We start from the raw sequence: 25515 nt of genomic DNA on the forward strand, positions 1-25515 counted from the left end.
CAGACGGCTGCGGGTTCTACCGGTGGGTGAGCAGAGGGGCGTGGTGGTCGGTTCCGTCGGGGCCGTCGGGGTCGGCGTGGACGGTGGCGGCGGACAGCCGGGGCAGGTCGTGGATGAGCCGGTGCTCGGCCTCGACGGCGACCGCGTGGGCCTCGATCAGGGTCACGTCGTGGCGGACGGCGATGTCGACCTCGGCGCGCAGCGCGTGGCCGATCCAGCGCAGCCGGACCGCGCCAACGCTGCGCACGCCGGGCACGGTGGTGAGGATCTGCTCGGCCTGGGCGATCAGGGCGGGGTCGACGGCGTCCATCAGCCGGTGATAGATCTCGCGGGCGGCGTCACGCAGCACGAAGCAGATGGCGGCGGTGATGAGCAGGCCCACGATCGGGTCGGCCAGCGGAAACCCGAGGGCGGCGCCGCCGGCGCCGAGCAGGACGGCCAGCGAGGTGAATCCGTCGGTGCGGGCGTGCAGGCCGTCGGCGACCAGTGCGGCCGAGCCGATCTCGCGGCCGACCCTGATGCGGTAGCGGGCCACCCATTCGTTGCCGAGGAAGCCGACGAATCCGGCGGCGGCCACCAATCCCAGCGCCTGCACGTCCTGGGGGTCGATGAGGCGTTTGAGGGCCTCGTATCCGGCCAGGCCCGCGGAGGCGGCGATCAGGGCGACGATGACGATGCCGGCCAGGTCTTCGGCGCGGCCGTAGCCGTAGGTGAAGCGTCGGGTGGCGGCCCGCCGTCCCAGCGAGAACGCGATCGCCAGCGGGACCGCGGTGAGCGCGTCGGCGAAGTTGTGCAGGGTGTCGCCCAGCAGCGCCACCGACCCGGACACCGCGACGATGGCCGCCTGGACGAGCGCGGTGGCCATGAGGACCGCGAAGGAGATGCCCAGCACCCGCATGCCCCGGCTGCTGGACTCCAATGCGGTGTCGGTCTTGTCGGCGCTGTCGTGGCTGTGCGGGGTGAACGCGTGGCCCAGCCTGGCGGGCCACCGCTTGGGCCCACTACCCCCCTGCTCATGCCCGTGCCCGTGCCCGTGCCCGTGATCGTGTCCGTGCTGTGGGGGGTCGAGTTCGCTCATCGCGTCCCTCTCACTTGCCTTTGAGCCGTTCACTCGGATCATATGTAGTCATGTATGCACGCGACAACGAATCAGGTGCGAGCCGGCCGCAAGAGCAACCGACCGGCGCCCAGGTGGAGGCGGCTGTCGAGGCGTTCCGCATGCTCAGCGACGGCACCCGGCTGCGCCTGATGTGGCTGCTGTCGGCCGGGGAGTACGACGTCACCTCGCTGGCCGCCGCGATCGGCGTGGCCCGGCCCTCGGTCTCCCAGCACCTGGCCAGACTGCGCATGGGCGGGCTGGTGCGCAGCCGCCGCGAGGGGCGGCGGGTGCTGTATCGGGCCCGCGACGTACACGTGCGGACCCTGATCCACGAGGCCCTCTTCCACGCCGACCACGAGGTGTCCGGCATTCCCCGCCACGACTAGAAGCGGGGCTGAGCGTCCGCGGCCGCCCGGCCGGCCTGGGCGCGGGCCTGTTCGGCGTCGGCCACCTGCCGCGCGACGCGAGATCGACGGTGAGGAGAGCCTGCCACGAGGTCTTCGCTACGCGGGGTCACGGCAGACGGGGAGGCGGATCTCGAAGCGGCAGCCGGCCCCGTCGTTGACCACGCCGATCGTCCCGTCGTGTGCCTCGACGATGCCCTGGGCGATCGCCAGACCCAGGCCGGCGCCGCCATCATCACTCGGCGTGCGCGCCGACTCGCCCCGGAACGCCACGTCGAACAACCTGGGCAGGTCGGCCTCCGGAATACCGCCGCAGCCGTCGTCGACGACCAGGATCGCGTTGTCGTCCTGCCCGAAGGCACGGAGCGTGACAGCGCTGTCCGACGGTGTGAAGCGGATGGCATTGACCACCAGGTTGCCCAGAGCCCGGCCGAGTGCCCCGGCATCCGCCTCGACGGGGATCGGCTCGGCCGAGGCGCTCAGCCGTATTCCCTTGGCGCGGGCCAGTGGCTCGGTCGAGTCAACGGTGTCGGCGACCAGGTCGGCCAGGCCGATCCGGGTGCGCGACAACCTCAGGGCACCGGCATGGATCCGGGACAGTTCGAACAGATCGTTCACCATCCCGGTCAGCTGCTCCACCTGGATCCGGATCTGCGCGTGATAGCGCTCGACGGTCACCGGATCGGTGACCACCCCGTCCTCCAGAGCCTCGACCATGGCTCGCAGACCGGCCAGCGGGGTACGCAGATCATGGCTCACCCAGGCGACCAGCTCGCGCCGGGCCCCCTCCAGCGCTCGTTCTCGCGCGTACGACTCCTCCAGGCTGGTGGCGATTCTCCGCAGCTCGACCGGCAGTCCCCGCGGCGCGGTGTAGTCACTGGCCTGTACGGCTTCCGCCAGCCGCCTGCTCTCGGCCACGACGCGCCGTGCGGCGAAGAAGGCGGCGGCCAGTCCCACGATGCCGCCGACGGCGATCACGACCAGGACGGTGTCCCTGGCCGGCCCTTCGATGCTCATCGTGAGGATGCCGGTCACCACGCCTGACACGGTGGCGAGGATGGCCACGACCACGACCAGCATCACCATCGCCCGCAGGGTCCGCAGCCGCGACATCACGGCTATACCGGCGAGACCCACCAGTCCGGCGGTGATGGCGACGATCGTCGCGATGGTCATGGCGAGGGCTCGAATCGGTAGCCGACCCCCCACACCGTGACGATCCGCTGAGGGCTGGTCGGGTCGGGCTCGATCTTCTCGCGCAGCCGCCGTACGTGCACGGTGACGGTGGAGGTGTCGCCGAACGACCAGCCCCACACCTGGCTGAGCAGGGCCACCCGGGTGAAGGCCTGACGCGGGTTGCGCATGAGATGGGCCAGCAGCTCGAACTCGCGGGCGGTGAGCGTGATCAGCTCACCCCTCCTCCGTACCTCATGTGCTCCGACATCGACCACCAGGTCGCCGTCCCGCATCACCCCCGAGCCGCCCCGCATGGACGCGCCACGGGCTCGCCGCAATACCGACTGCACCCGCAAGGCCAGCTCACGGGGGCTGAACGGCTTGGTCACGTAGTCGTCGGCGCCGGTCTCCAGCCCGACCACCCGGTCGATCTCCTCGCCGAGCGCGGTGAGCATGATGACCGGCACGGGCCAGCGTTCCCGCAGCTTCCTGCACACCTGCAGGCCGTCGACCTTCGGCAGCATGAGGTCCAGGATCACGAGATCCGGCGGATGCGCCAGTGCGCGGCGCAGCGCCTCGGCGCCGTCACCGACGCGCTCCACCTGGTGCCCATCACGCTCAAGATATCTGGCCACGACCTCGGCGACCGTGAGGTCGTCGTCGACCACCAGGATGCGGCTGCTCACGTACTCACGGTACGGCCGGCGGCGCCGATCGAGCGATAGATGTCATCAGCTCATAAGATCCGTGCGCCGTTCCGCCGACGGCGACCCTCTGTCAGGATCGGCCTGTTGTCATCACCGCGTAAGAATTCGGCCCGTGAGCGGAACCTACGCTGACTCCCATGACCGCACTACGAGTGACGATCGCCGGCGCCGCCTCCGCTCTGCTCCTGGCCGCCTGCGGCACCGAGGCGACGCAGACAGCCCAGACAGCCGTCACCGCCACCAGCCCGCCACCGGCGACATCCGCCACCCCCCGGGTGCCGTCGGCCGCGCCGTCCGTTCCCGCGGCCCTGAAGTTCTCCGCCAAGACCTTGGACGGCAAGGCGTTCCAGGGCGAGAGCCTGGCGGGCAAGCCGGTGGTGTTCTGGTTCTGGGCACCTTGGTGTCCCAAATGCCGGGCCGAAGCTCCGCATGTCAAGTCGGCCGCCGCCACCTACAGGGACGTGGCGTTCGTCGGCGTCGCGAGCCTGGACAGCGAAGCGGCCATGAAGGAGTTCGTCCAGCGGACCGGCACCGGCGCCATCACCCACCTGTCGGATGAGAAGGGCGAGGTCTGGGCCGACCTCGGCATCGCCTCCCAGTCCACCTTCCTGTTCCTGAAACCCGACGGCACCACCACCAAGGCCAGCGGCCCGCTGGACGCGCAGGAGCTCAACGCGCACGTCGAGAAGCTGCGCGCGGGATGAACGACCTGCCGCTCGCGCTGGCCATGACCGCGGGCAGCGTGGCCGCGTTCAACCCGTGCGGCTTCGCCTTGCTGCCCGCCTACCTGAGCATGCTCCTGGCCGACGATCGTGGCGGACCGCTACGGGCCCTGACCTTGTCGGCCGCGATGACCGCCGGGTTCGTCACCGTCTTCGGCCTGTTCGGCCTCGTGGTCACCCCGCTGGCGTTGTCGCTGGGCCGTTACCTGCCCTGGGTGACGATCGCCGTCGGACTGGCCCTGCTCGCCCTGGGCGGCTGGCTGCTGTCCGGCCGCGAACTGCTGCTGCGCGTGCCTGCCCTGCGCACCGGGAACCTGTCGCAGTACGGCTATGGCCTCTCCTACGCCGTGGCCTCCCTGTCGTGCACCGTCGGCCCGTTCCTCGCCATCATCTCCGCCTCGCTGACCGGCGGTGGCATCCTCGGCGGCCTGGCGGTCTTCGTCGCATACGCTCTCGGCATGGGCCTGGTGATCACCCTGCTGTCCCTGGCGGTCGCGCTGGCCCGGGGCGCCGCCGTGGCCAGGATGCGCCGCGTGCTGCCGTACGTGCCCCGGATCAGCGGCGCGCTCCTGGTCCTGGCCGGACTCTACGTCGCCTACTACGGCTGGTACGAGCTGCGCGTCTTCGACGGCGCTGCCGTCGACGACCTGCTCATCGGCACAGTCACGAGGCTGCAAGGCACCGTCACCGGCTGGCTGGAAACGCTCGGCCCCGCCTGGATCTCCCTCGCGCTTGCCGTACTCCTGCTCATTGCCTTCGCCGCCCGCCGCGCTCTCCGCCGATGATCCCTGCCGTCTTGGAACGGTCATTCCGAGACAGCGAGGTGCGGCCGTCAGCGGGGCAGGGTGGACACATACGCCGAATCGAACAACCGTGCGACTCGCGGCCGGTCATGCGATACGATGCGGGGCGTGGCGCGGATCGTGAAGCGGCATCGTCCCGAAGTCCTGGGGCCGCGGCCTGTTCGTCCTGGCCCTGGCGCCCTGCTGATCGCCGCGCTGGCACTCGGCATCTCACCCGACCACATCCGGGCCGTTCTGGGCCGGTGAGCCCGCAGGTTGAAGTCAGCACGCCCTGACGTCACAGATGGTAGTTATGCCAACGCAATGCGTGCATGATCGAGGTTCGGCCTCCTGTGGGCCTCGCCGGTTCCCGACCAATGGGGCGACCTTGATGCGCAAAGCCCTCACCGTCATCGCGGCGCTGACCGCGGCCTGCCTGGCGCAGGCCGTCCCCGCCGCCGCTACCGCCGTTCACCACGACCAGGGCCGGGCCGCGAGCGCGTCGACGCTCGCGGCGCCGACGATCCACATCACCGATGACTCCTTCCCGGCCGACGTGCTCAACGCCTCCAAACCGGTGCTGGTGAACTTCTGCGCCGAGTGGTCCGGGGTGTGCCGGGCACTGCGGCCGGAGCTGGAGCGGGTCGCGGCCGAGCGGGACGGCAGGGTGATCGTGGGGACTCTGGACATCGACCAGCCGGATGGCGTCGGTCTCGGCGATGGTCGCACAGACCAGTTCGGCGAGGTCGAGCCGCTTCCGGTCGCCCTGAGGGCGGCAGGCCCACCGGGGTTCATGGGGGCGGGTCGTGCGGTCGCACCGGTCTGTTAGTGCCGAAAAGTAGGCCAGAGGCAATCACACTGGACAGAACCGGTTCATATATGGACACGCCGGTTGATCGAGGCCAATATGGCACCATGTCAAGATCAAAGCTGTGCTGCGCCTTACGCGATGCGCTCGTCGTCCTCGTCTCGGTAACGCTCATCGGCGCGCCGGCCGGTCCTGCGCACGCGTCGGCCTCCCGGTCGTCGGCCGGCTGGCCCGAGCCCGTTCCGGTCGTCTCCCGCGTTCAAACCACCGACCCGGTCGTGTTCGTCACCATCGACGACGGCTGGAACCACGATCCGGCCGCCGCGAAGCTGCTGCTCGATCGCCGGGTGCCCGCCTCGCTGTTTCTGCTGCCGGGTGCGTACTCCTACGATGACGCCTACTTCCGCAACCTGCTCAACCACGGGCCGGTCCGAGTCGAGAACCACAGCGTCAACCACCCCGACCTGTCCGCGCTCGACGCCGCCGGCCAGCGGGCGGAGATCTGCGGGGCACGCGACCAGCATCTCGCCAAGTTCGGCGACAGCCCGCGTCTGCTGCGTCCGCCCTACGGCACGTACTCGGAGACCACCCGGACCGCCGCTCGTGCCTGTGGCGCGGAAGCCCTGGTCACATGGACGTATGATCTCACCACCTGGGGATCGGACCCCGTTCCGGTTCCTCGCCTGAAGACCGGCGACATCATCCTGCTGCACTTCAACGGGACCGTGACGGATGACCTGCGAAGGGTCCTGGACGCGGCGGCCGCAGCCGGGCTGAAGCCCGCCCCCCTGCGGGAGTACATCGATAGATGGTGATGCCGGTATGGGAGGGGCGAATTCCGCGGCGAACCCGGCGGCGATCACTCTGACCATGGCGCGTACGACCGGCTCGCCTTGATGACGGCCCCACCTGGCGGGTGGCCCGCTGGTCACCTGGTGCGTCGCCGTCAGGGCCGCGATCGCCTCTGCGGCAGCGGCGGCCTTCCCAATTCTTCGTCGTAAATCACGCGATCCTGAGGAGCGTTCGTATGGTGAAAACATGTTCTTCGAACCTCCGACGGCTCACGAGGCATCAACTCAGCCATCCAGGCCGGGACTGCCGGCATGGTCCGCTCCGCCCGCGGAAGAGATGGGCGCGGTGCTGGTCAGCGGATTGACGCTGGCCCGCACTCCGAATGTCGCCATAACGTTGCCCACCATCCAGGCCTTCAGTAACGGCTGCCTGGTGAACGTGGACCTCGTCACGAGGCGGCGGACGCTGTCCCCCGACGACTTCCAGGCCCTGCAGTTATCCGTGTTCCCTCAGATGATCGCCGCGGTGAGGGCCGATCGGCCGTTACCGGACCAGCTACTACGGTTCGGCGTGCGCTTCGCCGACGGTGCCAAGGCCACCACCGTCGGACAACGCCTGGACAGGACACGGTTCCCGCAGGATCCACCACCAGCTCCGCACCTTTCCTTGCTGTTCCCCGGGATGTCCATGCGCAGCGGTGACGAGGATGCGGGCGTCAAGACCATGGGGCTATGGCTTTGGCCCTTGCCTCCCGAGGAGAGCTTCGAATTCGCCGTGGAGTGGCCCATCGGCGGTATCGACTTGAACATCGTCGAACTCGATGGCGCGGCCATCGCGGCCGCCGCCCGGCAGGCGGTCTCGTACTGGCCGGAACTCCCGCAGAACGGGTGACCCGGGGGAGATGGGCGGTGGGTGGCCGGGGATGATGGCTGTGTGGCTGATGATCCGGCGTTTCGCCGGCTTCGGCCGGACGGCGGGGTGTTGAGTGAGGGGGACGGCATGTCGGCCGAGGGGATGCGCGAGTTGCTGAGGGCGTTGCCGGTCTTTCCTGAGCGGTTGCCCGAGTTCGATACCTCGGCGGCTCCGGCCGAGCCGGTTGTGTTGTTCTTGTGGTGGCTGCGGGAGGCGGTGGAGACGGGGGTGCTCGGGCCGCATGCCATGACGCTGTCCACCGCCGACGCCGAGGGACGGCCGGCCTCGCGGGTGCTCATCTGCAAGGACGTCGGTGACGACGGCCGCTGGTACTTCGCGTCCTCGGCGAACAGCCTCAAGGGACGTCACCTGGCCGTCAATCCGAGCGCCGCGCTGACGTTCTACTGGCCCGCGCTGGGGCGTCAGATCCGGATCAGGGGAAGTGTCGCCCCAGCGGGGGAGACGGCCTCGGCCGCCGACTTCCTGGCGCGCCATCCCGATTCGCGTGCCGAGGCGCTGATCGGCCGTCAGTCGGAGGTCCTGGACGACCCGGCCGATCTCGACGAGGCGTCCGCGCGGGCACAGGCGATGATCGCCGCCGATCCGGGGCTGGTCGCCCCGTCCTGGACGTTGTACGCCGTCACCGCCGGCGACGTGGAGTTCTGGCAGGCCGGTCACGACCGCCGTCACATCCGCCTGCGCTACGAGCGCGGCGAGGACGCCTGGACGCGTCACCGGCTCTGGCCCTGACCGCCTGGCGGTATTGGATTCGCGCCACACGCCGGGCGTCGCGTTCCATCTATCCTGGATAACCTACAGGTATAGTTGGTTTATGTTCACGTCATCGGTCGTCATCGTCGGGGGAGGGGCGAGCGGCGCCCTGACCGCGATCCACCTGCTGCGGCTCGCCCGCGCCTCCCGCACATCGGTGACGGTCACCCTGCTCGACGAGCACGGCCGCCACGGCCTCGGCCAGGCGTACTCCACCAGCGATCCGCACCATCTGCTCAACACGCGCGCCGACCGGATGAGCGCGCTGGACGGCGAGCCGCGCCACCTGCTGGACTGGGCGCGCGGCGAGGGCCTGGACATCGGGCCCGCCGGCTTTCTCGCGCGCGGCCTGTACGGCCGATACCTGCGCGACACGCTGGCCGCCGCGCAGGAGCCGCCGGTCCGTGTGCTGCGCCGCGTCACCGCGAAGGCCGTCGGCCTGGACGGCGAGCACGCCGTCCGGCTGGCCGACGGACGGAGCGTCGAGGCCGACGCCGTCGTCCTGGCCCTCGGCAACCGCAGCCCCGCCCCCATGCCCGGCGTGGGCGCGCACCCCCGCTACGTCGCCGACCCCTGGGCGGCGGACGCACTGGACAGGATCGGCGACGGCGCCCCCGTGCTGGTCCTGGGCACCGGGCTGACCATGGTGGACGTGGCCCTGACCGTGACCCGGGCGCATCCGGGCACCGTGGTGCACGCGCTGTCCCGGCGCGCCCTGCTGCCGCGGCGCCATCTGGCCGAGCCCGCCGCGCCGGTCGCCGTGGCCGTTCCCGGCGGGCCGGTGCGGGTCGCGGACCTGCTGGCCGTCGCGCGGCGGGCCGTACGGCGCGGCGGCGGCGACTGGCAGGGCGTCGTGGAGGGCCTGCGCCCGCAGGCCCGGGCCCTGTGGCAGGCGATGGACCTGGACGAACGGCGCGTGTTCCTGCGCCGGGTGGCGCGCTACTGGGAGATCCACCGCCATCGCGTCCCGCCCGCCTCCGCCGACGCCATCGCCGAGCTGCGCGCCACCGGGCGGCTGCGCCTGCTGCGCGGCGGCCTGATCGAGGCCGCGCCCGCCGGCGACGGCCTTCGCATTCGCGCCGATCTGGACGGCGCCGCCACCGACCTGAACGTCGGCTGGCTGGTCAACGCCACCGGTCCCGGCGCCGACGTCACCGCCGACCCCTTCCTGGCGCGGCTCATCGGCGCGGGGACGGCCCGCCCCGACCCGTTCCGGCTGGGCCTGGACGCGAGCCCGGACGGCGCGGTGCTTGACGCGGCCGGACGGCCCGGCGAGCGCCTGTTCGCCTTGGGCCCGCTGCTCCGGGGAACGCTGTATGAGACGACCGCCGTCCCGGAGATCCGCGCCCAGGCCGCGGCCCTGGCCCCGCACCTGCTGCGGGCGGCCACCTCACGTGCCGTGGCCTGACCCATCGACGTCCCGCAGCGACCTGGTGACGCGCGTGACGAACTCGCTCAGCACCTCGAACGGAAGCTCCTGGCTCCCGTCGAAGAAGACGTAGGGCAGCCGCCCGATCTCCGCGTCGTGCGCGACGACCGTGACGGCGGCGGCCCCGGGCATGACCCCGCCTCCTCGCGCCTCACTGAGCTCGAAGAACCACGCCGCGTCGGAGTTCACGTACGTGGCGTGCAGGCAGTAGTGATCTCCGTCGAGCTCCCAGCTCTCCAATGACATGAGCAGATGCTCTCAGGAGTGCCGCGGGCGCGCTATGGCGCGACTATGGGCCCGGCTATTGATCGAACGTTCCATCGGGTATTCCGGCGCGCGTCTTCCCCTAGCGATCCCCCTAGTAGTGATGAGAGATCGTTTTCTCCCATTCGGCCGGTGCTATAAAAGCGATATCGACCGGATAAACGAATTGGGAGTGTGCTATGCGTTTTCTCGTGGCAGCAACCGCCGTTGCCGGGGCCCTGCTCCTCGCCCCGCCCGCGTTGGCGGAGGCGGCGCCGTCTGCGGCCTCCCTGACCTGTGGAGACCACATTGAGAAGGTGCCCGGTGGCCAGGAGTACGAGCGCAAGTTCTTCTACGGCAACTGTTCGAACACGGCCGTGAAGATCAACATCTGGTACCGCGTGTACTCGTTCCAGAACTTCGACAAGCAGGTGTGCGTGCCCGTGCGGAGTGACACGCAAATCGGTCACACCCTCAACTATGCCCTCGCCAGTTACTACGTGAAGGACACCGCCGGTTCCTGCTGAGTTATCGGTGAATTCCCGTCCGGAGCATCGGGCCCGGGCGGGAATTCCGCGTTTTGACGGGCCGTCCGGCTGATGGCCCGCCGCGCCTTCGGCGAACCCGGCGTCGAACGCCGCCCGGCCCAGGGCGGCGACGGCGGCGGCCGTGAGGCGGTCCACGTCGCCGCGTTCGGCCGCGGGCAGCGGCACCTCGACCGTCGACCTGAACCGGCCGGCGGTGGACGCCCTGATCGCCCTCAGCCGTGCGCGCGGTGTCGCCCCGGAGTGCACGGGCCGCTGAAGGCGCTGCTCGACCGGCGGTCGGCCGCCGGGCACGGCGGCGACAGCGTGTCCAGTGTCTACGAGCTGCTGCGATCCCGGCACTCCGCCCGCCGGAAATGAGGCGTGCCTTTCTGGACTTACGGGTAATGATGTAAGCATCATCGCCCGTCGAGCCCCCCGAGGAGGGCGCTGCCATGGACGCCTACTCCCAGATCGTCTCCTCCGTCGCGGCGCAGTTACTGCCCAGGGTCGCGAGCGTGCGCGCGGGGCGGGGGAGCGGATCGGCCGTGGTGTTCACGGCGGACGGTTTCCTGCTGACCAACGCGCACGTGGTCGGCAGGGCGCGGTCGGGGACCGTGGCCTTCTCCGACGGGACGTCGGGAGACTTCGAGGTGGTCGGCACCGACCCGCTGTCGGACCTGGCGGTGATCCGGGCGGACGGCGCGACGCCGGAGCCTGCGGTGCTCGGCGACAGCGACGGGCTGGTGGTGGGGCAACTCGTGGTCGCCGTCGGCAATCCGCTCGGCCTGACCGGATCGGTGACGGCGGGCGTGGTGTCCGCGCTGGGCCGGTCGCTTCCCGCGCGCAGCGGGTCGGCCGTCCGCCTGATCGAGGACGTGATCCAGACCGACGCGGCGCTCAACCCCGGCAACTCGGGCGGCGCGCTGGCCGACGCCGAGGGCCGGGTGGTCGGCGTCAACACGGCGGTGGCCGGGGTGGGCGTCGGGCTGGCGGTGCCGGTGAACGGCACGACCCGCTCGATCATCGCGACGCTGATGCGGGATGGCCGGGTCCGCCGCGCCTACCTGGGGCTGGTCACCTCGCCCGCGCCGCTGCCCGACCATCTGCACGGGCGGACCGGGCAGGGTTCGGCACTGCGGGTGATGGAGGTCGTCCCGGACAGCCCGGCCGAGAGGGCCGGGCTGCGCGTGGGCGACCTGGTGCTGAACGCGGGGCGCGAGCCGGTGGACGACGCGCAGAGCCTGCAACGGCTGATGTTCGCCGAGGCGATCGGACGGCCGATGCCGATCACCGTGCTGCGCAACGGCGCCCTGGTCGACGTGATCGCCGAGCCGGTGGAGCTGGGGCCGCTGTCGCAGCTCTGAGGCCCGTCACAGCTTCGAGGCGCTCGGCGCGGCGCGCAGCGGAGGTTCCGGTCGCCGCGTCGTGGCCGACGATTTCGATCCGCTTTGTAAAGGCGTCTGCCGGTCACGCAGCAACTCCTCAAGCAAGGACTCCCACCGTTCGCCGATGACCGAGGGATCGTACTGCCTGACCGTGGACAGGGCCGTGCGGCCCAGGCTCCGGCGGAGTTCGTCGTTCTCGATGACCTGGCAGAGCCGCTCCGCCATGGTCTCGGGGTTCCTCGGTTTGACCAGCAGCGCGTCGTGCCCGTTGGTGAGCATCTCGCGCGGGCCGTGCGGGGAGTCGAAGCTGACGATGGCCAGGCCCTTGCTCATCGCCTCCAGCAGGGTCAGCGAGAAGCCCTCGTGGCGGGAGGTCATCGCGAACACGGACGCCTCCTGCAGGGCGGGGCCGACGTCGGCGACCGCGCCCATCAGGAAGGCGCTGCCGGTGAGTCCCCGGTCCTGGATGTCCTGGGCGAGGTTCTCCTCCTGCGAGCCGGCGCCGTAGATGCGCAGGGTCCAGTCGGGGTGGGCGGCGGTGACCTGTTCCCAGGCGGCCAGCAGTTTGTGGAAGCCCTTGACCCGGGTGAGGCGGCCGACGGCGACGACGGTCTTGCCGGTGAGCGCGGAGGGGCCGCCGGACAGCGGGGGCAGCGCGTTGGGGATGCGGGTGAGCCTGCGAGGTCTGCGGCGCAGGGTGGCGCGGTAGTTGGCGAGGTCGGCCTTGGTGAGGGTGACCAGGGCGTCCAGGCGGGGGTAGCGCCGTTTGAGCAGGGTCTGGATGGGGTCGGCGTGGCTGGTCAGGCCGACGTGTTCCTGCCCGATGGTGATGACGCCCGGTGGGGCGAAGCGCGCGGTGATCAGGTTGAGCCCGGGGCGGGTGGCGATCACCACGCCGGTGGTGCGGGAGCGCAGGTAGCGGACCAGGGCGAGGTCGGTCCAGGCGGTGAAGCGGTGGTGGGCGGCCTCCTCTTTGGGGATGAGCCTGCTGGGACGGCCGACGAGGAGGCGGCGCAGGGGGCCGCCGCGCCTGCCGTCGAGGCGGTCGTCGAGGTAGGTGACGCTGACCCCTTCGGGGATGGGGAAGAAGGGGTGTTCCTGTTCGCGGATGACGCTGACGATCTCGACGTTGTGGTTCTTGGCGAGTTCCCCGGCGAGGTTGAGGACGGTTCTGATGGTGCCGCCCATGCCGTTGGCGTGGAGCAGGAGGATGTGGATGTCGCGGATCTGGGGTGGGGGAGCCTTCCGCGCTCTGCGCCTGTCGACCGCTTCCAGCAGTCGTATCGCCCCCCGAGCGACAACGGTGCGCAAGTTTGGGAACCCCTCTCTGGTCGTGGGCCGTCGCGTTCCTCTTCCGGAACTCGGTGGCCCAAAACGTGAGCCGGTGGTGAGATACGTGTCACCACCGGCCGTACAGACTCCGAAATGCCGGACAGGAACGGATTCCCCCCGATCTGCCCCGCGATCTTTAGACGCTTGAGAGGGCGGAAACCGTTGCTTCTGGGCGGGAGAACATCGGCCAGTGACCGGTCGGCACCTCTCGGAGATCCCATTCGGGGCCGCTGAGGAAGGCGGCGAGCGGGTGTCCCGCGTCGATCATCGCCTTGATCTGTTCGAGCGGGAACGAGGTGGTGATCAGGGTCTTGGGCAGGCCGGCGTAGCCGCCTTGGTCCAGGTGGAGGGGCTGGGTGACGCTGGCGGCGGGCTGGGCGGCGGCGCGTGCGGTGATCATGGCGCGTTCGGTGTCGCCGAGTCCTTCGAGGCTGGCGCCGCCGCGTTCCAGGTCGGGCCAGTCGGGCAGCGGGTAGCTCGTTCCGCCGCCTTCGTTCTTGATGCGGTCTTCTGCGTACTGGCGGAAGTCGGGGTCGTAGGCGTCGATGAGGGCGGTGCCGTCGGGGAGGGGGACGGCGTCGAGGAAGACGAGCCTGGCGATGCGGCCGGGGATGCGGTCGGCGGCGCCGGAGGCGGCCATGGCGCCTCCGCTGTGGCCGACGAGGATCACGTCGTGCAGGTCGGCGTAGGTGACGACGTTGATCACGTCCTGGATGTGGGTGTCCAGGTCGGTGTCCGGGGTGGCGAGGTGGACGCGGTCGCCCAGGCCGGTGAGGGTGACGGGGTGGACGTCGTGTCCTGCGGCGCGGAGCGGTCCGGTGACCTGCTCCCAGGCCCATGCGCCGAGCCAGTATCCGGGGATCAGTACGTAGGTGCTCATGTGAGTAATGTATGGCTTTATCCGGACAACGTCCGTCCGGTTTTCCGGCCCCCCAGGCGGTGACCCGTGTCACATTCCCACCCGCTCACCCGGGTATTGGCGCTCCTTGAGCTGCTGCAGGCGGCTCCCGGGCTGACCGGTCCCGAGCTGGCCCGGCGTCTGGGGGTGGACGAGCGGACGGTGCGCCGCTACGCCGTACGGCTGGCCGACCTCGGGGTGCCGGTGGAGGCCGAGCGCGGCCGGTACGGCGGTTATCGGCTGCTGCCCGGGTACAAGCTGCCGCCGCTGATGTTCAGCGACGACGAGGCGACGGCGGTGGTGCTCGGCCTGCTGGCGGGACGGCGGACGGGGCTGGCGGTGGAGGCCGCGGCGACGGAGAGCGCGCTGGCGAAGATCCGGCGGGTGCTGCCCCCCGCGTTGCGCGAGCGGGTGGACGCGGTGGCGGGCACGCTGGAACTGGGGGCGGGGGCACGGCGCGGGACGGCGGCGCCGAGGGCCCGGACGCTGCTGGCCTTGGCGGAGGCGTCGCGCGGTCATCGGCGGGTGCGGATGGGCTACCGGTCGTTTCGCGGGGCGGCGGGGGAGCGGTTGCTGGATCCCTACGGGCTGGTGTTCCACTCGGGCCGCTGGTACGTCACCGGGCACGATCATTCACGGGGTGAGGTGCGGACGTTCCGGATGGACCGGGTGGAGTCGGTGGAGGTGACAGAGGAACGGTTCGAGGAGCCCGAGGGGTTCGATCCGGTGGAGCGGGTGGTGTCGGGGCTGGCGCGGGTGCCGTACGCGCATCGGGTGGAGGTGGTGCTGCACACGACGCTGGAGCTGGCGCGGCGCCGGATCCCGGCGTCGGTGGCGACGTTGTCGGAGGTCGAGGACGGCGTGCTGGTGCGGGCCCGGGCCGAGCATCTGGCCGGTGCGGCGCAGATGCTGGCCGGGCTGGGTTGGTCGTTCCGCGTGGTGGAGCCGGCGGCGCTGCGGGCGGAGGTCCGCGCGCTGGCCGCGCGGCTCGTCGCGGATGCGGGGGAGCCGCCGGGTCGGGCCCCGCCGGTTCCGGGGAGGCGGCTAGTTCCTGGGAGGCAGGGGAGGGACGGTGAGGCGGGGGCGGTCGGCGGGGTCGGGAGTGTGCGGGGGGTTGGTGGCCAGGCGTTCCAGGGCGGTCTCGATGGCCTTGTCGAGCTGGGTGTCGATGCCCCTGGCGTAGTCCTGGGGGGTGATGTCGATGTCGATGTCGGGGTCGGTGCCGTAGTTCTCCACGCGCCAGCCGACGTCGTCGAAGGCGAAGGAGAACTCGGGCTGGGTGGTGACGGTGCCGTCGGCGAGCAGGTGGCGGGGCCAGATGCCGATGACGCCGCCCCAGGTGCGTTTGCCGATGAGGGGGCCGAGGCCGAGGAGTTTGAAGGTGTGGCTGAAGATGTCGCCGTCGGATCCGGCCCATTCGTTGGTGATGGCGACCAGGACGCCCCGGGGTGATTCGCGGGGGTAGGGGTCGGGGACGCCCCAGCGGGGGAAGTCGTAGCCGAGGCGGCGGCGGGAGAGCTTTTCGAGCAGCAGGGCCGAGACGTTGCCGCCGCCGTTGAAGCGGACGTCGACGATGAGTCCTTCGCGGTCGTATTCGGTGAGGAATCCGCGGTGGAACTCGGCGTAGCCGTCGGGGCCCATGTCGGGGATGTGCAGGTACCCGATGCGTCCGCCGGTGAGTTCGTGGGTGCGGGCGCGGTTGGCGGCTACCCAGTCGCGGTAGCGGCCGGGTTGTTCGTAGGACAGGGCCTTGACGGTTATGGTGCGGACGGGCTGGTCGTCGCGCCGGACGGTGAGCTGGACCTCTTCCCCGGCCTGGTTGACGAGGCGTTCGCCGGGGGTGGCGGTGGGGCCGATGGGCTGGCCGTTGAGGGCCAGGACGGTGTCGCCGGGGCGCAGGTTGACGCCTGGCCGGTTGAGGGGTGAGGTGGCGTCGGCGTCCCAGGGGTCGCCGTCGACGATGGCGCCGATGGTGTAGCGGCCGTCGGCGTAGTTCCAGTCGACGCCGAGCTTGCCCTGCCAGTAGTGGGGGCGGGTGCGGTATTCGCCGCCCATCTCGTAGGCGTGTGAGGTGCCGAGTTCGCCGAGGAGTTCCCACAGCAGGTCGGAGAACTCGCCTCGGGTGCCGATGCGGTCGACGAGGGGGAGGTAGCGGTCGTAGACGCCGTTCCAGTCGACGCCGGCCATGTCCTCGGCCCAGAAGTGCTCGCGTTGCAGGCGCCAGGCTTCGCGGAACATCTGCCGCCATTCGGCGGCGGGGCGGATGGAGACCTTGACGCGGGACAGGTCGATCCAGCCGGCGGCGCGGGTGGTGGCGTCGCTGCCGGAGGGTTCTTCGCCCGCCTTGACTACGCGCAGGCGGCGGCCGGTGCGGTAGAGCAGGGTGGTGGTGTCGCGGCCGAGCTGGAAGGTGGTGATGTCCTTGGTGAGGGTTTCGGTGGTCTGTTTGTCGAAGTCGTAGACGTGGAGGGTGCCGGAGGTGGATTCGGCGAATTCGTCGCCTCTGCGGCCTTCGACGGGGAAGGAGGTGAAGATGGCCTTGCCTTTGAGGCCGGCGATCTGGGCGTAGCGGGCTTCGGGCACGGGGAAGGCGATGATGCGGCGTTCCAGGCCGTCGGTGTCGATGGTGAGGGTCGGTTCGGCGTCGCCGGAGGTGTCGCCCGGGGGGTCGCCGTTCGTGTCGCCGGAGGTCTCCTCGGGGGCGCCGCCGGGGGTCTCGGCGGTCTCCGTCGTGTCCGCGGCGTCGGTGCCTTCTGTGGTGTCCCCGGCCTCGTCCGCCTTATCCGACTTATCGGATTTATCGCTCTTGCCGTCGCTGTTCTTGCCAAGCGGGCGCGGCTCCGGTACGAACGGCGATCCCACGTCCTCGCGCAGCGCGATCGCGTACGGCCGGCGCCCCAGCGGGAACCCCATGTCGAAGTGCAGTGAGTCGCGCACCGGGTTGAACACGCGGTAGCCGATGAAGTAGAGGTAGCGGCCCTCGGGGTCGAAGGACGGGCTGGTGTCGTGCAGCACCGGCCGGGTGGCGGTGAACGCCTGCGCCCGCTCGGTGTCGTAGAGCCTGATCGCGCTGGTCTGAGCGGTGGCCGGGCAGGAGTAGGCCAGCCAGCGGCCGTCGGCCGACCAGGCGGGGTCCTCGATCCGGTCGAAGCGGCTGCGCTCGACGAGGGTCAGCGCGGGTTCGTCGCCGGTGAGGTCGACCAGCAGCAGTTCGTTGCGGTGGTTGGTGACGGCGATCCGGTCGTGCTTGGGAGAGACCTCCAGCTCGATGGCGCGGCCGGTGTCCAGGGCGTCGAGGCGGACCGGTTCGGCGCTGCCGTCCGCGGTGAGCAGCACGAGCGTCTCGCGGTCGCCGTCGTCGCTGGCGGCGGCGATCAGGCGGGTGTCGTCGTTGAGCCAGGTCAGCAGGCGGTAGCGGACGCCGTCGGGTTCGCCGTGCTGGCGTACCGGGCCCTCCCAGTCGGCCATGGAGAAGGCCTTGCCCCGGGTGGTGAGGGCCAGGGCGCTGCCGTCGGGGCTGAGGGTGGCGCTGTCCAGGTAGCTCTCGGCGGCGACGAACTTGCGGTTGCGCTGGGTGCGGGAGCTGCCCAGGCGCACGTCCACCCGCTGTGACTCCCCTTGCGCCGGGTCGAGCAGGTAGAGCTCGCCGCCCGCGTGGTAGACCAGGCGCCGCCCGTCGCCGGACAGGTTGCGCGCGTAGTAGTCGGCGTGGTCGGTGTGGCGGCGCAGGTCGTCGCCGCCGGGAGTGCAGGAGTAGACGTTGCCGATGCCTTCGTGGTCGGACAGGAAGTAGACGCGTTCGCCCGTCCAGCAGGGGGAGGCGAGGTTGCCGGCCAGGGTGATGAGCCGGGTGAACTCGCCGTCGCCGGTGCGGTCGATCCACAGGTCGCCGACGGTGCCGCCGCGGTAGCGCTTCCAGCGGGCGGGGTCGGCGGTGTTGCGGCCGAGTACGGTCTGGCCGCCGGGGCCCCGGGTGATGGTGCCGGCCGGGCCGTACGGCAGGCGTACGGGTGGGCCTTCGGCCCCGGGGGTGACGGCGTGCAGCCAGCGCAGGCGTCCGAACGGCTGCCCGGCGTTGCTGGCGTAGACGATGGCGTCGTCCTGCCAGCCGGTCACCGTCGACTGGCTGCCGTGAAAGGTGACGCGGGTGGCGTCGCCGCCTTCGGCGGGCATGACGTAGACCTCTTCCGGGCCTTCCTCTCGCCCGGCGAAGGCGAGGCGTTCGCCGTCGGGGGAGAACCTGGGGTAGCCGGCCTCGGCGACGCCGGCGGTCAGGCGGAAGGCCCGTCCTCCGGTGGCCGGGACCATCCACAGGTCGTCCTCCGCGGCGAAGACCACCGCGTCACGATAAATGGTCGGAAACCGCAAGTACGCTGGCATACATCCCTCTCCGCTCGCGTGATCGCCCCACTTATCCTCGCATTCCCGCGAACTACTGAATGTGGTGATGGCGGGAGGCCCCGAGTTCGCCGAGCGTTCATCTTCGGACCGCCGATCGGCGCGGGGGCGAAGGACATCATGACGGTGTGAACCGACATCGCATCGCACTGGCGCTGGTGCCGGCGTTGGTGCTGGCCGGGGGCACCGGGATCGGATCCGCCGCCGTCGTGGCGGCGGCCCCTTCCGAGGGAGCCACGGTGAGGGCGGCGGCCGGGCAGGCCCCGGGCTGGCGGGTGGTGCTCAGGGAGCGGGCCGGGTCGGCGTTCGCCGCGCTGGCCGCGGCGGGCGGGCGCGACGCCTGGGCGGCGGGCTCGCGGGTGACCAAGGAGTTCGATCCGCGGTCGGGCGACGACTTCACGGCCCCGCTGATCAAGCAGTGGGACGGCGGGCGGTGGCGGGCGCTGCCGAGCCCGAAGGGCCCGCCCGGGTTCCCGTTGCGTGAGCTGACGCTGGTGGCGGCGTCCTCGCGGGCGGAGGTGTGGACGGCGGGCACGGCGGTGGCGGCCGGCCGCGGCGATGTGGCCTCCTCCACCCGGTCGGCGGTGTCGCGGTGGGACGGTCGGCGCTGGCGGCTGATGGGGTCGGGCCGCACCACGGTCACCGACCTTGAGGTGGTGGGCCGTGACGCCTGGATCGTGGGCGCCGACGCGCGTACGGGCCGGCCGTTCTTCAAGCGTTTCCACGCCGGGCGGTGGAGTGGCCTGCCCGCGCCCGCCGGGCTGCGGCGGATCGCGGTGCGTTCGGCGCGCGAGGTGTGGGGGCTGACGCGGACGTCGGTGCTGCGGTTCGACGGGCGTTCCTGGCGGGCGGTGGCGCTGCCCGCGCTGGCGGTGCCCGTGGCGCCGGAGCCGGCGTACGGGCGGGTGCGGCCCCGGCCGGACGCGGTGGCGGCGGACGCCTCGGGGGTGTGGGTCGCGGTGGGGTTCCAGCAGGGCGACTGGCCGCAGCCGGGGGCGGCGCTGCTGCGCCGTACCGCCGGTGGGTGGCGGCAGGCGAGGCTGCCGAAGGACGTGGTCGGCGCGTTGTCGCCGGACGGCCGGGGCGGTGTGTGGGCGGCGTCGCGTCAGGAGACGATCAAGGCGACGCCGGACGGGCAGGACCCCTACGCCTACACCACGCTGTCGACGGACGTGCTGCGGTACACGGGCGCGGGGGTGACGCGCGGTGCGCTGCCGGTGCGGCCGGGGTTCGAGTGGTCGGGCCTGGCCGCGTTGCCGGGCGGGGTGACCGGCGGGGTGCTCGCCGCGGGCTATGAGTGGCGGCCGCCGCAGGGCGCGGTGGTGCTGCGGTACGGGGGGTAGCGACTCGGCGCGCCGCTTTCAGCAGATGGGCCGACAAATCTCCCGCCGGTTTTTCGTCGCCGTGCCCATCCGCCCGCCCCGCCGCGTGCTGGCAGCGTGATCGGGGAACGGCCCCGGCCCGCATCGCCGGGGCCGTGGGACGAACGGGACGAGTGGGATGAGGGGATCGGCGATGGAGAAGCCGGGGCATGAGGGCGTCGCGGTCACCGGGCTGGGCGCGATCACGCCGCTGGGCGGTGACGTGACGTCCACGTGGGCGGCGATGCTGCGGGGCGAGTCGGGGGTCTCTCTGATCGAGGAGGACTGGGCCGAGGGGCTGCCGTCGCGGATCGCGGCGCGGATGGCGGTGGATCCGGCCGGGGTGCTGGGCCGGGTGACGGCGCGCAGGCTGGACCGCTGCCAGCAGGCCGCGCTGGTCGCGGCCCGCGAGGCGTGGCAGGGCGCGGGGAGCCCGCAGGTGGAGCCGGAGCGGCTGGCGGTGGTGATCGGCACGGGGGTCGGCGGGGTGCTGACCACGCTGGACCAGGACCGGCTGCGGCGGGAGGCGGGGGCGCGGCGGGTCTCGCCGTACACGGTGCCGATGCTGATGCCGAACGGGCCGGCGGCGGTGGTGGGCATCGAGTTGGGGGCGCGCGGCGGCGTGCACACGCCGGTCAGCGCGTGCGCCTCGGGGGCGGAGGCGGTCGCGATGGGGCTGGACCTGATCCGGCTAGGGCGGGCCGACGTGGTGATCGCCGGGGGCGCGGAGGCGTGCGTGCATCCGCTGACGCTGGCCGGTTTCGCGCAGGCCAGGGCGCTTTCCACGAACAACGGCGATCCGCTGCGGGCCTCGCGGCCCTTCGACGCCGGGCGGGACGGGTTCGTGATGGGCGAGGGGGCGGCGGTGCTGGTGCTGGAGCGGGAGGGGTTCGCGGCGGCGCGCGGGGCGCGGGCGCACGCCGTCCTGGCCGGGGCCGGTATGACGTGCGACGCCTGGCACATCACGGCGGCCGACGCGGACGGGCAGGCGCGGGCGATGCGGCTGGCGTTGTCGGCGGCGGGGCTGGCGCCGGGTGACGTGGGGGTGGTGAGCGCGCACGCCACCTCGACCCCGGCGGGCGACCTGACGGAGAACCGGTCGATCTCGCAGGCGCTGGGGCCGGGGCCGGTGGTGACCGCGATCAAGTCGATGACGGGGCACATGTGCGGGGCGGCCGGGGCGATGGGCGCGATCGCGGCGGTGCTGTCGTTGCGGGAGGGGACGGTCCCGGCCACGCGGAACCTGACGGAGCAGGACGCCGAGGTGGGGCTGGACGTCGTGACCGGGCGGCCCCGCGCGGGCCGGTGGGGGGTGGCGGTGGCCAACGCGTTCGGGTTCGGCGGGCACAACGCCTGCCTGGCGTTCACCGCGCCGTGACCTGCTCGGCGGTGTCGCGCAGGGCCGGTGCCGGGGGCGCCTTGGACGCAGATGGATCCGTCGAGCGGGGCACGGACGAGTTCGTCCTGTTCGGGCTGGATGGTGGCGACGATGTCGCGCATCGGGCCGACGCGGGGCCGTTCGATCTCGGTGGTGAGGATGCGGCTGGCGGCGGCGTTTCCTGGCCGGGCTCGACGCCCGTGACCCGATCACCGGGCTCAACGACGTGCCCGAGGTGCTGGCCTACCACGCGATGGTGTTCGGCACCCCGTCCCTGGCGGTGCGGGTGATGCGGTACACGGCCGACGACGAGGAGGCCCTGGCGGCGGAACTGGGCGGCGATCTGGGCGCCCGCCTGGCGGCGGCCCAGATACTCGCCGTCCAGCGGGTGCTCGCCCGTGACAACTGGCGCCGCCTGTCGGCCGGCGAATCCGCCGAATCCGTCCACCCCGCCGCCGTCTCCGCCGCCGAACGCGCCTTCGCCCACCTGAGGACGGGCCTGCCGTACTAGCGTTCCGCCCCGGCGGGGACGCCGGGGCGGGGTTGGGGCGGCGGGTCAGGCGGCCTCGGCGCGGCGCTGGCAGCCGATGCAGTAGCGGGCCAGCGGGCGGATCTTGAGGCGTTCGAACGGGATGCCGGTCCGGCAGTGCGCGCACCGTCCGAAGGAGCCCTCGTCCATGCGGCCGAGGGCCTGGTTCAGCTCGGCGATCGCGCGGTCGGCCGCGGACAGGGAGGCCAGCAGCTCCTGCCAGGTGCCGTCCGCGCCGCCGCTGTCCTCGGCCTCGGCGCGCAGGCCGAGCAGGTGGCGGCTGCGCCGTTCGAGCTGCTCCTCCAGGTCCTGGCGCAGCGACTGGAGCTGCACGGTGCTGAGGTGCGAGGCGGTGGGTGTCTCGGTCATGGTCTGTGATCCCTTTTCTCGTTCGGTGGCGGCCGGGCACGCGGGTATGGCGTATCGCCGCAGGTGAAGGTGGCCGCCCGCGTACGCGCGGGCCCATGGAGGGGCCTTCAGGCGGGCGCGTGCGGCGGGGCCGTGCGGGCGTCGCCGCACGGCGGAACGGCCGCGCGCGTCGGCGGCGGCCTTCGGTGTGAGGGCACGGTCACGGGCCCCGGCCCGGTGGGCGGGGCGCGGCGGCTAGGACGCCGGAGGGCTGCGCGATCCGGCGGCGCGATGGGCGAGTTGCTGGGGATCGCGGATCGGCTCGGCGGGGACCGCCCTCGCCGGCGGGGCCGGGCGGTCGGCGGCGCCGGCCCGGGCGGCGCGCGGCAGCGGCCACATCGGCGGCGCGTGGTGCTCGCGGACGCCCGCCGGTTGCGGCGGGAGCGACGCCAGGTCGGCGTCGGTGGCGTCCAGGCCCCACAGCGCGGTGACGGGCGGCCAGGTACGGCCCGCCGCGCCGCCGCCGTTCCAGGCGGACTGGGTGAGGGCGGACAGCAGCAGGCACAGCAGAGTCAGGCCCACCACGCTCACCGGCGCGATGGACCCGCGTGCCGCCCGCAGTGGTCCCCTCATGGGGCCGACCATAGCCGAGAAGATGAAAAAGGGAAAAAGGTATGCTCGTCCCTTTTGCCGGGGCGGGTGGGCGGGCTGATGCGCGGCTCGCCCGCGCCGGGGTACGGTGGCCGCGGGCGCCCTGAGCCCGCCATCCGGGGTTTCCCGGTTTCCCTGGAATCGCGGCACCGGTCAGGAGGAGACGTGCGCAGCAGACTGCCCGCCGTCCTGCTCCTGCTGCTGTCGGTGCTGGCGATCTCGCCGGCGCAGTCCCCGCGGTTCCATGAGCAGGCCGCGCACGCCGTACAGATCGTGCAGGGCGTCCAGTTCGCGCAGGCCGTGCAGGGCGTGCCGATCGCGGGGCCCGCCGGTGACGGCGCCGCGCTGACGCCGCCCGCCGAGGTGCCGCCCGCGCTCTACCAGGATCGCGGGGTCCCGGCCGCGACGGGGTGGGCGGCTGTGCTACCCGGTGCGTGGCGGCCCGGTGCCGCCGTGCCGCCCGCGCGGGTCCGGGCCGCGTCCTCGGTGGCGGGCGGATGGCGGGCGGCCACCGGCCCGGCCAGGGCGCCGCCTTTCACGACGAGCTGAAGTCCCCCCTTTTTCTCCTCATTCAGCTCTCGTGGAGGCTTCTCATGTCACGTGCGCCCGTGTGGCGCGCGGTGGTGGCGTGCGCCCTCGTCGCCATCGCGGCATTGCTCACCCTGACCATGTCGCCGCGCCTCGGCCTGGACCTGCGCGGCGGTACCCAGCTCGTCTTCGAAAGCCGCGACTCACCGGTCGCCAAGGCCGATTCCGAGGCCACCGACCGCGCCCTGGACGTGCTGCGCCGCCGCGCGGACGCGCTCGGTGTGGTCGATCCCGTCCTGGTCCGCTCCGGCGAGCGGCGGATCATCGTGGAACTGCCCGGCGTGCTCGACCCGGCCCAGGCCGCCCGGGTCATCGGCAGGACCGCCCAGCTCGCCTTCCATCCGGTGCTCGCCGACACCGACGCCGAAGGGCGGGAACTGGCCGACGAGGCCGGTGGGCGGCTGCGGGTCGGGCCCGTGGCGATCAGCGGTGACGGCGTCGGCGACGCCGGCGCGCGCAACGACCCCCAGCAGGGACCGGCCTGGTTCGTCACCGTCGACTTCCGCGACGCCGAGGCGTGGCAGCGGCTGACCGGCCAGGCGGCCTGTCACGAGCCGGGTGATCCGCGGCGGCGGGTGGCGATCGTGCTCGACGAGAAGGTGATCTCCTCGCCGCAGGTGGATCCGAGCGTGGCCTGCCGGGCCGGGATGCCCGGCGGGTCCACGCAGATCAGCGGGTCGTTCGGCGTGCAGGAGGCCAACGACCTGGCGGTGCTGATCAAGGGCGGCGCGCTGCCGGTGCCGCTGACGATGGTCGAGCAGCGCACCGTCGGCCCGACCCTCGGGGCTCAGGCGATCGAGGCCAGCGCCATGGCGGCGATCGCCGGGGTGGCGCTGACGGGCACGTTCATCATCGCCGTCTACCGGCTGTCGGGGCTGCTGGCGACGGTGGCGCTGGCCGCGTACGGGCTGATCTCCTACGCCGCGCTGCTGGCGCTGGGGGCGACGCTCACCCTGCCGGGCCTGGCGGGTTTCGTGCTGGCCATCGGCATGGCGGTCGACGCCAACGTGCTGGTGTTCGAACGGGCCCGCGAGGAGTACGGCCGGGCGGCGCGGCGCGGCGTCGGCCCGGCGCTGGTGCGGGGGTTCCGGTACGCGTGGGGCGCCATCGCCGACTCGGCGATCACCACGCTGCTGGCCGCCGCGCTGCTGTTCTGGCTGGCCTCGGGGCCGGTGCGCGGGTTCGGGGTGACCCTGGCGATCGGCGTGCTGGCCTCGCTGGTGTCGGCGATGCTCATCACCCGGGTGCTGAGCCACGTGCTGCTCGGGCTGGTGGGGCCGAAGGCCACCGGGCTGGCCTCGCAGGGCCGGGTGCGGACCTGGCTGGCCGGGCGCGACCTGCGTCCGATGGCGTACGGCAGGCGCTGGCTGGCCGCGGCCGCCGTCGTGGTGGCCGTCGTGGTGGCGGGGCTGGTCCTGCACGGCCTGAACGTCGGCGTGGAGTTCACCGGCGGGCGGCTGGTGGAGTTCGCCGCCACCCGGCCGGTGGACGCCGAGGCCGCGCGGCGGGCCGTCGCCGAGGCCGGGCACGCCTCGGCGCAGGTGCACGCCGGCGGGCAGACGGTCTCGGTGCGCGCGGGGCAGATCGGCGCCGAGGAGGTGGCGGGCATCGAGCGGGCGCTGGGCGAGCACGTCGGGCAGGTGAGCAAGCAGCGCGACGAGCTGATCGGGCCCAGCATGGGCGCGGAGCTGCGGCGTAACGCGCTCATCGCGCTGGGCGTGGCGCTGGCCGCGCAGATGGTCTATCTGGCGGTCAGGTTCCGCTGGACGTTCGGCGCCGCCGCCGTCTCGGCGCTGGTCGTGGACGTGGCCGCGGTCGCGGGCGTGTTCGCCTGGCTGGGCAAGCCGGTGGACGGGGTGTTCGTGGCCGCGATGCTCACCATCATCGGCTATTCGATCAACGACAAGGTGGTGGTGTTCGACCGGGTGCGGGAGCTGTGGCGCGAGCGGCGGCGGACGCCGTTCCCGCGCGTGGTGGACACGGCGATCGTGCAGACCCTCCCGCGCACGGTGAACACCGGGCTGGGGGCGTTGCTCATCCTCGCGGCGCTGGCCGTGTTCGGCGGCGACACCTTGCGCGACTTCGCCATCGCGCTGATCATCGGGATCGTGGCGGGCACGGCGTCCTCGGCGTTCGTGGCCGGGCCGGTGGCGGTGGAGCTGGAACGGCTCGGCGGCAAGCCGCCGCCCGAGCCGGCCGCGCCGCGCGAGCGCCGGCGGCGGGAGGGCAGCGGGGCGGTGGTGTGAGCGCCCGCCGGCCGGGGGCGTGAGCCACG

At 72.2% G+C, this 25515-nt stretch carries 26 protein-coding genes and 1 pseudogene; 18 read left to right on the top strand and 9 right to left on the bottom strand.

Annotated features, from left to right (window positions below; genetic code table 11):
* Nucleotides 1-16 precede the first annotated feature (16 nt).
* A complete protein-coding gene (locus P3X83_RS35805) occupies nucleotides 17-1078 on the bottom strand; it encodes a cation diffusion facilitator family transporter (protein ID WP_277309798.1) in 1062 nt (353 codons plus the stop codon).
* A gap of 113 nt (nucleotides 1079-1191) precedes the next feature.
* Here P3X83_RS35805 and P3X83_RS35810 point away from each other — a divergent pair, with 113 nt between their 5' ends.
* On the top strand, nucleotides 1192-1485 hold the full coding sequence (locus P3X83_RS35810; protein WP_277309799.1) for a metalloregulator ArsR/SmtB family transcription factor: 294 nt from the start codon (nucleotides 1192-1194) through the stop codon (nucleotides 1483-1485).
* 117 nt (nucleotides 1486-1602) lie between these two features.
* Here the strand turns inward: P3X83_RS35810 and P3X83_RS35815 are convergent, their stop codons facing one another.
* Both P3X83_RS35815 and P3X83_RS35820 read right to left on the bottom strand, forming a co-directional pair.
* Entirely contained in the window at nucleotides 1603-2679 is a 1077-nt protein-coding gene (locus tag P3X83_RS35815; protein WP_277309800.1) for an ATP-binding protein, read from the bottom strand.
* On the bottom strand, nucleotides 2676-3365 hold the full coding sequence (locus P3X83_RS35820) for a response regulator transcription factor (protein WP_277309801.1): 690 nt from the start codon (nucleotides 3363-3365) through the stop codon (nucleotides 2676-2678). The genes P3X83_RS35815 and P3X83_RS35820 overlap by 4 nt, the downstream gene beginning before the upstream one ends.
* 158 nt (nucleotides 3366-3523) lie before the next feature.
* Here P3X83_RS35820 and P3X83_RS35825 point away from each other — a divergent pair, with 158 nt between their 5' ends.
* From P3X83_RS35825 to P3X83_RS35860, 8 genes are all read left to right on the top strand, one after another.
* Nucleotides 3524-4090: a redoxin domain-containing protein gene (locus tag P3X83_RS35825; protein ID WP_277309802.1), complete on the top strand. Its 567-nt coding sequence runs from the start codon at nucleotides 3524-3526 to the stop codon at nucleotides 4088-4090.
* Entirely contained in the window at nucleotides 4087-4893 is an 807-nt protein-coding gene (locus P3X83_RS35830) for a cytochrome c biogenesis CcdA family protein (RefSeq protein ID WP_277309803.1), read from the top strand. Before P3X83_RS35825 ends, P3X83_RS35830 begins: the two co-directional genes overlap by 4 nt.
* Before the next feature lie 126 nt (nucleotides 4894-5019).
* Nucleotides 5020-5157, top strand: a complete 138-nt coding sequence (locus P3X83_RS35835) for a hypothetical protein (protein WP_277309804.1) — start codon at nucleotides 5020-5022, stop codon at nucleotides 5155-5157.
* Between the two features lie 124 nt (nucleotides 5158-5281).
* On the top strand, nucleotides 5282-5719 hold the full coding sequence (locus P3X83_RS35840) for a thioredoxin domain-containing protein (RefSeq protein ID WP_277309805.1): 438 nt from the start codon (nucleotides 5282-5284) through the stop codon (nucleotides 5717-5719).
* Nucleotides 5720-5769: 50 nt separating this feature from the next.
* A complete protein-coding gene (locus tag P3X83_RS35845) occupies nucleotides 5770-6513 on the top strand; it encodes a polysaccharide deacetylase family protein (protein WP_277309806.1) in 744 nt (247 codons plus the stop codon).
* Between the two features lie 313 nt (nucleotides 6514-6826).
* Nucleotides 6827-7381, top strand: a complete 555-nt coding sequence (locus tag P3X83_RS35850) for a hypothetical protein (protein WP_277309807.1) — start codon at nucleotides 6827-6829, stop codon at nucleotides 7379-7381.
* Nucleotides 7382-7471: 90 nt separating this feature from the next.
* Nucleotides 7472-8152, top strand: coding sequence for a pyridoxal 5'-phosphate synthase (locus tag P3X83_RS35855; protein WP_277309808.1), 681 nt, complete (start codon nucleotides 7472-7474; stop codon nucleotides 8150-8152).
* Nucleotides 8153-8234: 82 nt separating this feature from the next.
* Nucleotides 8235-9581, top strand: a complete 1347-nt coding sequence (locus P3X83_RS35860) for an FAD/NAD(P)-binding protein (RefSeq protein WP_277309809.1) — start codon at nucleotides 8235-8237, stop codon at nucleotides 9579-9581.
* On the opposite strand, the gene P3X83_RS35865 is transcribed toward P3X83_RS35860, so the two are convergent.
* Complete coding sequence (locus P3X83_RS35865) at nucleotides 9564-9848, bottom strand: hypothetical protein (RefSeq protein ID WP_277309810.1); 285 nt, start codon at nucleotides 9846-9848, stop codon at nucleotides 9564-9566. The two genes, P3X83_RS35860 and P3X83_RS35865, sit on opposite strands and share 18 nt — an antisense overlap.
* Before the next feature lie 197 nt (nucleotides 9849-10045).
* Here P3X83_RS35865 and P3X83_RS35870 point away from each other — a divergent pair, with 197 nt between their 5' ends.
* From P3X83_RS35870 to P3X83_RS35880, 3 genes are all read left to right on the top strand, one after another.
* On the top strand, nucleotides 10046-10372 hold the full coding sequence (locus P3X83_RS35870; protein ID WP_277309811.1) for a hypothetical protein: 327 nt from the start codon (nucleotides 10046-10048) through the stop codon (nucleotides 10370-10372).
* Nucleotides 10373-10444: 72 nt separating this feature from the next.
* On the top strand, nucleotides 10445-10750 hold the full coding sequence (locus P3X83_RS35875) for a hypothetical protein (protein ID WP_277309812.1): 306 nt from the start codon (nucleotides 10445-10447) through the stop codon (nucleotides 10748-10750).
* A 74-nt stretch (nucleotides 10751-10824) separates the two neighbouring features.
* Nucleotides 10825-11736 carry a trypsin-like peptidase domain-containing protein gene (locus P3X83_RS35880; protein ID WP_277309813.1) on the top strand — a complete coding sequence of 304 codons (912 nt, stop codon included), beginning with the start codon at nucleotides 10825-10827 and terminating at the stop codon, nucleotides 11734-11736.
* 6 nt (nucleotides 11737-11742) lie between these two features.
* On the opposite strand, the gene P3X83_RS35885 is transcribed toward P3X83_RS35880, so the two are convergent.
* Together P3X83_RS35885 and P3X83_RS35890 are read right to left on the bottom strand one after the other, a co-directional pair.
* Nucleotides 11743-13068 (bottom strand): glycosyltransferase family 4 protein, encoded by a 1326-nt coding sequence (locus tag P3X83_RS35885; RefSeq protein ID WP_277309814.1) that lies wholly within the window; start codon nucleotides 13066-13068, stop codon nucleotides 11743-11745.
* A 157-nt stretch (nucleotides 13069-13225) separates the two neighbouring features.
* A complete protein-coding gene (locus P3X83_RS35890; protein ID WP_277309815.1) occupies nucleotides 13226-13969 on the bottom strand; it encodes an alpha/beta hydrolase in 744 nt (247 codons plus the stop codon).
* Between the two features lie 66 nt (nucleotides 13970-14035).
* Between P3X83_RS35890 and P3X83_RS35895 the strand changes: the two are divergent.
* A pseudogene (locus P3X83_RS35895) lies at nucleotides 14036-14965 on the top strand (YafY family protein); the annotation flags it as partial.
* A 66-nt stretch (nucleotides 14966-15031) separates the two neighbouring features.
* Here the strand turns inward: P3X83_RS35895 and P3X83_RS35900 are convergent.
* Nucleotides 15032-18325 carry a S41 family peptidase gene (locus tag P3X83_RS35900; protein ID WP_277309816.1) on the bottom strand — a complete coding sequence of 1098 codons (3294 nt, stop codon included), beginning with the start codon at nucleotides 18323-18325 and terminating at the stop codon, nucleotides 15032-15034.
* A gap of 188 nt (nucleotides 18326-18513) precedes the next feature.
* Between P3X83_RS35900 and P3X83_RS35905 the strand changes: the two genes are divergently transcribed.
* From P3X83_RS35905 to P3X83_RS35915, 3 genes are all read left to right on the top strand, one after another.
* The gene (locus tag P3X83_RS35905; protein ID WP_277309817.1) at nucleotides 18514-19728 is read left to right on the top strand and encodes a hypothetical protein; all 1215 of its coding nucleotides are present in this window, start codon (nucleotides 18514-18516) and stop codon (nucleotides 19726-19728) included.
* Between the two features lie 172 nt (nucleotides 19729-19900).
* Nucleotides 19901-21124, top strand: a complete 1224-nt coding sequence (locus P3X83_RS35910) for a beta-ketoacyl-[acyl-carrier-protein] synthase family protein (protein WP_277309818.1) — start codon at nucleotides 19901-19903, stop codon at nucleotides 21122-21124.
* A 226-nt stretch (nucleotides 21125-21350) separates the two neighbouring features.
* Nucleotides 21351-21635: a hypothetical protein gene (locus P3X83_RS35915; protein WP_277309819.1), complete on the top strand. Its 285-nt coding sequence runs from the start codon at nucleotides 21351-21353 to the stop codon at nucleotides 21633-21635.
* Between the two features lie 45 nt (nucleotides 21636-21680).
* Here P3X83_RS35915 and P3X83_RS35920 read toward each other — a convergent pair whose 3' ends face one another.
* Complete coding sequence (locus tag P3X83_RS35920; RefSeq protein ID WP_277309820.1) at nucleotides 21681-22022, bottom strand: TraR/DksA C4-type zinc finger protein; 342 nt, start codon at nucleotides 22020-22022, stop codon at nucleotides 21681-21683.
* Nucleotides 22023-22256: 234 nt separating this feature from the next.
* Complete coding sequence (locus tag P3X83_RS35925) at nucleotides 22257-22634, bottom strand: hypothetical protein (RefSeq protein ID WP_277309821.1); 378 nt, start codon at nucleotides 22632-22634, stop codon at nucleotides 22257-22259.
* A gap of 183 nt (nucleotides 22635-22817) precedes the next feature.
* On the opposite strand from P3X83_RS35925, the gene P3X83_RS35930 reads away from it, so the two are divergent.
* Nucleotides 22818-23201 (top strand): hypothetical protein, encoded by a 384-nt coding sequence (locus P3X83_RS35930; RefSeq protein WP_277309822.1) that lies wholly within the window; start codon nucleotides 22818-22820, stop codon nucleotides 23199-23201.
* 44 nt (nucleotides 23202-23245) lie between these two features.
* Nucleotides 23246-25486: a protein translocase subunit SecD gene (gene secD, locus P3X83_RS35935; protein WP_277309823.1), complete on the top strand. Its 2241-nt coding sequence runs from the start codon at nucleotides 23246-23248 to the stop codon at nucleotides 25484-25486.
* Nucleotides 25487-25515 lie beyond the last annotated feature (29 nt).

This window comes from Spongiactinospora sp. TRM90649 (assembly GCF_029382225.1).
GTDB lineage: Bacteria > Actinomycetota > Actinomycetes > Streptosporangiales > Streptosporangiaceae > Spongiactinospora.

What these genes read in the sequence shown, in the direction of transcription:
- P3X83_RS35840 (WP_277309805.1), top strand. Translation starts at nt 5,282, where the DNA reads ATGCGCAAAGCCCTCACCGTCATCGCGGCGCTGACCGCGGCCTGCCTG.
- P3X83_RS35920 (WP_277309820.1), bottom strand. Translation starts at nt 22,022, where the DNA reads ATGACCGAGACACCCACCGCCTCGCACCTCAGCACCGTGCAGCTCCAG.
- P3X83_RS35875 (WP_277309812.1), top strand. Translation starts at nt 10,445, where the DNA reads ATGGCCCGCCGCGCCTTCGGCGAACCCGGCGTCGAACGCCGCCCGGCC.
- P3X83_RS35815 (WP_277309800.1), bottom strand. Translation starts at nt 2,679, where the DNA reads ATGACCATCGCGACGATCGTCGCCATCACCGCCGGACTGGTGGGTCTC.
- P3X83_RS35865 (WP_277309810.1), bottom strand. Translation starts at nt 9,848, where the DNA reads ATGTCATTGGAGAGCTGGGAGCTCGACGGAGATCACTACTGCCTGCAC.
- secD (WP_277309823.1), top strand. Translation starts at nt 23,246, where the DNA reads ATGTCACGTGCGCCCGTGTGGCGCGCGGTGGTGGCGTGCGCCCTCGTC.
- P3X83_RS35890 (WP_277309815.1), bottom strand. Translation starts at nt 13,969, where the DNA reads ATGAGCACCTACGTACTGATCCCCGGATACTGGCTCGGCGCATGGGCC.
- P3X83_RS35870 (WP_277309811.1), top strand. Translation starts at nt 10,046, where the DNA reads ATGCGTTTTCTCGTGGCAGCAACCGCCGTTGCCGGGGCCCTGCTCCTC.
- P3X83_RS35925 (WP_277309821.1), bottom strand. Translation starts at nt 22,634, where the DNA reads ATGAGGGGACCACTGCGGGCGGCACGCGGGTCCATCGCGCCGGTGAGC.
- P3X83_RS35805 (WP_277309798.1), bottom strand. Translation starts at nt 1,078, where the DNA reads ATGAGCGAACTCGACCCCCCACAGCACGGACACGATCACGGGCACGGG.
- P3X83_RS35880 (WP_277309813.1), top strand. Translation starts at nt 10,825, where the DNA reads ATGGACGCCTACTCCCAGATCGTCTCCTCCGTCGCGGCGCAGTTACTG.
- P3X83_RS35830 (WP_277309803.1), top strand. Translation starts at nt 4,087, where the DNA reads ATGAACGACCTGCCGCTCGCGCTGGCCATGACCGCGGGCAGCGTGGCC.
- P3X83_RS35825 (WP_277309802.1), top strand. Translation starts at nt 3,524, where the DNA reads ATGACCGCACTACGAGTGACGATCGCCGGCGCCGCCTCCGCTCTGCTC.
- P3X83_RS35910 (WP_277309818.1), top strand. Translation starts at nt 19,901, where the DNA reads ATGGAGAAGCCGGGGCATGAGGGCGTCGCGGTCACCGGGCTGGGCGCG.
- P3X83_RS35860 (WP_277309809.1), top strand. Translation starts at nt 8,235, where the DNA reads ATGTTCACGTCATCGGTCGTCATCGTCGGGGGAGGGGCGAGCGGCGCC.
- P3X83_RS35845 (WP_277309806.1), top strand. Translation starts at nt 5,770, where the DNA reads ATGGACACGCCGGTTGATCGAGGCCAATATGGCACCATGTCAAGATCA.
- P3X83_RS35850 (WP_277309807.1), top strand. Translation starts at nt 6,827, where the DNA reads ATGGGCGCGGTGCTGGTCAGCGGATTGACGCTGGCCCGCACTCCGAAT.